Here is a 6,861-nt window from a genome sequence, read left to right as displayed (position 1 = left end):
CTGCTTTCTCATACGTTGGGCATTTTTGCCAATTTTAAACAAGGTAAAAGTCAACGCGACTGGCTTCAACAAGCCAACGTCATAGGATGTTAAAGTCGAGCATCGCGTTATATTGATCATTCATTTAGCCCCCTATATTGCTTTTAGTCGTTACTCCATGACGCAACAGCTATTTTCATTTGGTTTATCTGCTACAGTATTTATGATAATCACAGTTATTTTTTTATTATCTTGCCATTTTTAAAAATGGCAAATGATTTATTCACGTAAAGGTATCACCATGGAATCAACGGTTCGCACCCTTGCAAAATCAAAAAATATCGCCCTTGTCGCACATGATCACTGTAAAAAAGCCTTATTAGATTGGTCCAATACACATAATTCTTTATTAAGCAGGCACATACTATATGCGACAGGAACGACAGGGCATTTAATTCAGCAAAAGACGGGGCTAACTGTTACAAATATGCTGAGTGGGCCAATGGGAGGCGATCAACAAATTGGTGCCCTGATTTCTGAAGGAAAAATCGATGTTTTGATTTTCTTGTGGGATCCTTTGAATGCAGTTCCACATGATCCTGATGTCAAAGCTCTGCTACGTTTGGCAACTGTTTGGAATATTCCCGTTGCCACTAACCTCTCAACTGCCGATTTTCTTATCAACTCCGCGCTTTTTGCAGAAGAAGTCGATATCAGCGTACCCGATTATCAACGCTATCTTAATGAAAGACTCCAGTAACCAGAACAGAAATGGGAGAGCCAAACTCTCCCCCATTTTTTAATCTTATTTTTTCTGATGTTGATACAACTTTAAGGTTTACGCTGAGTAGGTACTCCTAATTGCAACAATTGATGAATGAATATCGATGGATTTTTCGGTTCCTGCATCAACCAAACCTGTTTTTTTGCCCGTGTCAGTGCAACATATAAAAGACGGCGTTCTTCCGCATCAGGAAAATCTTCAGGTTGTGGCAATAAAACTTGCTCTATCACAGATTCCCTCGCGGGTGCCGGAAAACCATCTTTTCCCTGATGCAACCCCAGAATAATGACATATTCTGCTTGTTGCCCTTTAGCTGCGTGAATTGTCATAAATTCAATCTGCAAATTTGGCCAGCGGGTTGATGCTTTTTTCAATAATTCTGGTTTGAGATGATGATAGCGTGCCAATAATAAGATGGTTTCCTGCTTGGTAACATAACCGCTCATTTTATTAAGCAGTGCTTTCAACTGTTCTTCCGGCAAAATCACAACCGATTTTTTATTACCTTTTATCAGGTTATTAAGTGGCTTAGCTAATTGATGGGGGTTTTGTTGCACAAATCGGTTGGCTATTTCACCGATACGATCATTGAAACGATAAGTCGTATCTAACGTGCATTCTGTACCATCACCAAAATAAGTTGGAAAAGCTGTCATTAAAGTTAATTCAGCGCCACTAAAACGATAAATTGCTTGCCAAGCATCTGCCACAGCGAATAGATGGCTTTGCTTATTCTGCGCCTTCAACGCTGTCAATAACTTGAACCTCAGCGGTGAAATATCCTGAAATTCATCAATCAGAATATGTTTCCATGGGCTGATAAATCGCCCTTTTTGTAAGATGTTCACAGCCTGATGGATTAAACCAGAAGAATCGGTTGCGCCTTCAGATTTCAGTGCCGATTTCCAAGCCTTCAACAGAGGAGCCATAAGCCTTATACGTTTCTGAAATAGATCAGCATAAGCAGCAGGTGCCTGTTCAATCATCTCTTTCTGACTGCCGCCATGCATACGCATCAATCCCAGCCAGCGTTCCAGACGAACAGATAAGCTATCTGTTAATTGGTTATCGTGCCAATATTCACCTTCTGGTAATTGCCAATCCAGTTCTTCATTCAACCATTCCCGCCAACCTTTCGCTTGTGCTTTTTTTTCTCCACACTGCTTTTGCCATTCCTGAATGAGAAAGTTACGACGCTTCTGAGCATCAATTTCCAGTTCACTAATCTTGGTTTCTTTATTGTTTTCTTGCTGAATAATATGCAGTGCCAAGGCATGGAATGTTTTTGCTTTTACCTCTTTTGTCCCCAAGCGCTCCTGAATACGTTCATTCATTTGACCAGCAGCCTGACGATCAAAAGCCAACAGCAAGATCTGTTCAGGAAGAGCCTGTTGACGCAATAACAACCACCCAGTACGCGCCATCAAAACAGAGGTTTTTCCGCTCCCCGCACCGGCTGAAACTAAAATATTTTTCTCACCATTAATAACCGCCTGACACTGAGAACGATTAAGCGGCGAAGTTTCTATGGTTCGGAAAAATTCTTCATGTTGCGCCAAAACACGATCCATCCAACGCTGGTTCATAGTCTGAATTGTTTTTTCACCCTCATACAACCAATCCAAACAAATCTGATAATCGTCACGGCAGTTCTCAAATTGAGCAATTCGCTGTAATGGAAGAGGCAGTGCCTGAAATGTTTCTTGGATTTGTTGCTGCAATGAAGTTAATTCTGCAATTTTCAACCAGCGATCTTGTTGGCCGATTTTATGAATTTCATTCACTTGGGCAGCCAATACATCCGCACTGACATCGCTCATATCGAGGCTCCATTTTTGCCATTCCTTTAATAAGTAATGGTAAAAATGTTGTGTTTGCTGCCATTCAGTACCATGCAGGCGCACCACTTTTCCTTCAGGTAATTCAAATTCCAGTTCCCCCCAGACAATCCCTCGCTTACACTGAATGCCAATCAATTGATTAAATGGAATAAGGTACTGGTGCTTATCACCACTGACTTCAATGCCAGCATTAAGTAGACGCACCCTATTATAAGGATGTTGGGCGAGGCGTTGCCCGATTTGCGTTGATTTGAGTTCCATTGTCGTGGCACCGTACCTGAAAATTGTTGAACTACTTCATCACGTAAATGTTGTTAGGGGTATTTTGTGCTAACAGTTTTATCCAGCTCCCGCCATTTTCTGTATAACAGTCATGTCCTCTATTATATCCGTATATTCATTGCACTGACAGGAACTACCCTGATCCCCTGGCTATTAGGAGAAGAACTTAAAATAACCATTCCTTTGCTGCTAGGTGTCGTTGCGGCGGCATTAACAGACTTAGATGATCGTTTAGTTGGTCGTTTGCGCAATCTCATTATTACCCTAGTCTCTTTCTTTGCCGCTTCCACTTCGATTACATTGTTATTTCCCTATCCATGGTTTTTTATGCTCGGTCTGGCAATATCAACCTGCGGCTTTATTCTGTTGGGTGCATTGGGGCAACGCTACGCTACTATTGCCTTTGGTGCTTTACTGATAGCGATTTATACCATGCTCGGCTCACCCATATTTCCTGTTTGGTATCAGCAACCTGTATTACTGCTCATTGGTGCCATCTGGTATAACTTGCTGACATTAACCGGCCATTTATTATTTCCGATTCGCCCTTTGCAAGAAAACCTGGCACGTTGTTACCAGCAGCTTTCAACCTATCTTTATGCCAAAACAAGTCTGTTTGATCCTGATTCTGAAGCTGAAGAATATAAGCAAGCTGTGTTTGATGTTGCCATGGCAAACAGCACGTTAGTCACAACACTCAATCAAGCTAAGATCTCTTTATTGAGTCGCTTGAAAGGTGACAGAGGGCAGCGAGGAACGCGCCATACTTTGCATTATTATTTTGTTGCACAAGATATCCATGAGCGAGCCAGTTCATCCCATGTTCAGTATCAAAAACTGAGAGAAGTTTTTCGTCACAGCGATATTATGTTTCGTATTCAAAGATTACTTTCTATGCAAGCACGAGCATGCGAGCAGATTTCGCAATCCATTATTTTGCATAAGCAATATCAACATAATCCACGTTTTGAAAGTGCGTTCAGTTACCTTGAAAGCTCCCTTGAACGCTTAAAAAACCAGCAAGGCACTAATTCCAAAATAATGGCATTTGATAATCTGCTGAAAAATTTACGGGCAATTGACGCCCAATTAGCAGGGCTTGGTTCGGATCAAGACCTTCTTTCCCCAAATACTCCCCAAAATACCCAACAAGAAGAAACGCGCTTATCCGGTGAAGATTTAACGGGTTGGCGTGATGTATGGTTCAGGATCAACCGTAATTTGACACCAAAATCGGCTCTCTTTCGCCATGCTGTTCGAATGTCTGTCTTGCTATGTACTGGCTATGCCATTATTCAACTCTTTGATTTGCAGCGCGGTTATTGGATCTTACTAACGAGTTTATTTGTCTGCCAACCTAACTATAGTGCTACTCGCCGACGTCTGGCTTTACGTGTCATTGGTACATTGGCGGGGATTTTGATTGGCTTACCAATTCTCTATTTTGTGCCTTCTATTGAAGGGCAACTGGTGTTAATCGTCATATCTGGCGTGCTGTTCTTCGCTTTTCGCAATAGCCAATACGCACATGCAACGTTATTTATCACTCTTCTGGTCTTATTGAGTTTCAATTTATTAGGTGAAGGTTTTGAAGTCGCATTCCCCAGAATTATCGACACATTGGTAGGTTGTGGCATTGCCTTACTTGCTGTCAGTTTCATCTGGCCAGACTGGAAATTTCGCCAATTGCCTCAAGTGATTAACCGAACAATGTTGGCTAATTGCCGCTACCTTAATGCTATTTTAATGCAGTACCATCAAGGAAAGAGCAACAGTCTGGATTACCGCATCGCTCGCCGTGATGCTCATAATTGTGATGCTGAATTAGCATCGGTGATCTCTAATATGGCATCAGAGCCAAAAAGTTACCGTATTTCTCAGGAAGCCGCTTTTCGTTTATTGTGCCTTAACCATACGATGCTGAGCTATATTTCTGCATTGGGGGCCCATCGTGACAGGCTCAATGATCCAGAAATTCTGGATATTCTTAATGATGCTATCTGTTCCGTTGAATCCGCATTAAAACAAGGCTGGATTGATGACGAAACACTGCAAACCATTGCAAATAACTTGGCAGATAAAATCAATCTGGTGCCTTCTGAAAGTAACAATAAAGTTCAGCTTGTGTTACAACAAATAGGATTGCTCATTGAGCTATTACCTGAAATTGTTTGTTTAACAAAACAAATTGGTGAACAAGAGCCACACTAAAAATTATCTTATAGGGGCATTTAGCCCCTAAAAATATAAGGTGGATCTGCATAATAAATGCAATACCATTACTCTCGGACTAAACGAATACGTATTAAATAATTCATTGGGTGATTTTGAGCATGGCCCGGCTATATTAAGTCATACAATTCGAGCTATTACAGAAAAACTATCTGTTACAGAAAAACAATCTATTACAGAAAAACAGTTCATCGCAGAAAAAGAGTTATCCCAAGAACGTCAATCGTCGCCTGATTCTGGAAAATAGGGGCCATTGCCCCTATTCATCAAATATCTCTTATTACGAATGATAGTCCGAATTTTGGTGGAGCCATTCGTCGTGCCAATTGATTAATTCATCACGCAATTGCTCCGGTAACACCGCGACATGGCATCCTTCTATTGCACCAGCCAAAGCAAGCAACAAACTGACATTTGTTTTTTTCCTGTGCTGTTGTAGTTTGAGATAAGTTGCTTTGGCTCCCAGCATTTTCAAATCTTCTACTTTAGAGATGCCCACTTTCCATAGTTGTCTCTCTAAAGCAATTCCTAAATTGGGGAGATCTTTAAGCCTGAGAGGCATTTTCTGTCTATCAACAATTTCTTCCATAGTATACTGATAGGCTAATTGCATATATTCAAACAACTGTTTTTGATCTTGCCAAAGTGATTCATTAACGCGGTAATACCGCAAGGTCACAGGTATCCCCCTTTTTGAATAAATAAATTTTTCCATGCCACTAGCCTTAAATAACACTTCAGCACGGCTACTTCCTCGTAGATAAAGTTCCCCCTCAGAGCTGATAGCAAATAAAACACCGTCAATTAACAACCCAATGCCACCAAATTGAGATTTCTTCTTAAGCTTTCCCAATAAAGATACGCCGTATTGTAATTGGGCAAAACGCGGTTCGGATAAAAACATTTTTATCACTCCATGAATCACATTCCAACATAATGTTTAACCATGCCTGCTATTAATAAAATAGATAACAAGAACAATTAATTAAAACCATACGCAATCTATTTCCAACTGCCAACCGTTAAGTCGGAAAAATCCGAATTTCTGTGAATTTTTGCGAAGCGCTTTGAAAAAAAGAGACTTGCTTTTAATCAAATAGCGTTATACTGTATAAATATACAGTTCATTATGGCGAGGAACATTATGGGCACTCAATCATCGTGGAAATATCTCACTAAACATAAAACGGTAACTGCTGACACGGCAGCTAACGAACATAAAACAGACAAAACAATGGTTGGGATGACCGTGAAAAGACTGTCTTTTGTAGAATCGCGCCAATGCGCTTCATCAACTGTCACTTCATCAATTGTAAAAGGTATGGTCAGTGAATTGATTTACAACGAGCACCAACCAACGATTAATCACATTCTGCTTCCTTTATTACGTCAGACTGGAAATGAAAATCGATGGCTACTTTGGGTAACGCCCAACAAGAGGTTAAGCCGCCAGTGGTTGATAAGCTCAGGGCTTCCTTTAAATAAGATCGTCCAGCTAAACCAGATCCGCCCCATTGCTTCGATTAGTGCCATGGAAAAGGCTTTAGCAAGTGGTAATTACAGTATTGTATTGGGTTGGTTGCCTGAATTGTCTGAATATGAAGTGAACAGATTACAATTGGCGGCGCAAAGGTAACCATTCACCAGCCCTGTATTGACTAGCAGGAAAGCAGATTAAAGACATCCGGATAGGGCTGTTTTCGGGTCACCGCTGTCGCGATTTCACTGAGTACATCCAGTGCC

Annotated in this window: 5 protein-coding genes and 1 pseudogene; 4 read left to right on the top strand and 2 right to left on the bottom strand. The window is 41.0% G+C overall.

Annotated elements, in window-relative coordinates; genetic code table 11:
- Positions 1–93 (top strand): annotated as a pseudogene (locus AAC854_RS24405) (IS982 family transposase); the annotation flags it as partial.
- 187 nt (positions 94–280) lie between these two features.
- The gene (gene mgsA, locus AAC854_RS20410) at positions 281–739 is read left to right on the top strand and encodes a methylglyoxal synthase (protein ID WP_340618700.1); all 459 of its coding nucleotides are present in this window, start codon (positions 281–283) and stop codon (positions 737–739) included.
- A gap of 71 nt (positions 740–810) precedes the next feature.
- Here the strand turns inward: mgsA and helD are convergent, their stop codons facing one another.
- Positions 811–2,865 carry a DNA helicase IV gene (gene helD / locus AAC854_RS20405; RefSeq protein ID WP_340618699.1) on the bottom strand — a complete coding sequence of 685 codons (2,055 nt, stop codon included), beginning with the start codon at positions 2,863–2,865 and terminating at the stop codon, positions 811–813.
- Positions 2,866–2,931: 66 nt separating this feature from the next.
- Here helD and yccS point away from each other — a divergent pair, with 66 nt between their 5' ends.
- Complete coding sequence (gene yccS / locus AAC854_RS20400) at positions 2,932–5,097, top strand: YccS family putative transporter (protein ID WP_340618698.1); 2,166 nt, start codon at positions 2,932–2,934, stop codon at positions 5,095–5,097.
- 301 nt (positions 5,098–5,398) lie between these two features.
- Here the strand turns inward: yccS and AAC854_RS20395 are convergent, their stop codons facing one another.
- Complete coding sequence (locus AAC854_RS20395) at positions 5,399–6,022, bottom strand: TfoX/Sxy family DNA transformation protein (protein ID WP_340618697.1); 624 nt, start codon at positions 6,020–6,022, stop codon at positions 5,399–5,401.
- Positions 6,023–6,262: 240 nt separating this feature from the next.
- Between AAC854_RS20395 and sulA the strand changes: the two genes are divergently transcribed.
- Entirely contained in the window at positions 6,263–6,754 is a 492-nt protein-coding gene (gene sulA / locus AAC854_RS20390) for an SOS-induced cell division inhibitor SulA (RefSeq protein ID WP_340618696.1), read from the top strand.
- The last annotated feature ends 107 nt before the right edge of the window (positions 6,755–6,861 follow it).

This window comes from Xenorhabdus entomophaga, assembly GCF_037996725.1.
Lineage (GTDB): Bacteria > Pseudomonadota > Gammaproteobacteria > Enterobacterales > Enterobacteriaceae > Xenorhabdus > Xenorhabdus khoisanae.
This window is presented reverse-complemented; position numbering and strand designations above follow the sequence as displayed.

Coding starts and splice junctions, on each gene's coding strand:
- AAC854_RS20395 (WP_340618697.1), bottom strand. CDS start 6,022: ATGTTTTTATCCGAACCGCGTTTTGCCCAATTACAATACGGCGTATCT.
- sulA (WP_340618696.1), top strand. CDS start 6,263: ATGGGCACTCAATCATCGTGGAAATATCTCACTAAACATAAAACGGTA.
- helD (WP_340618699.1), bottom strand. CDS start 2,865: ATGGAACTCAAATCAACGCAAATCGGGCAACGCCTCGCCCAACATCCT.
- mgsA (WP_340618700.1), top strand. CDS start 281: ATGGAATCAACGGTTCGCACCCTTGCAAAATCAAAAAATATCGCCCTT.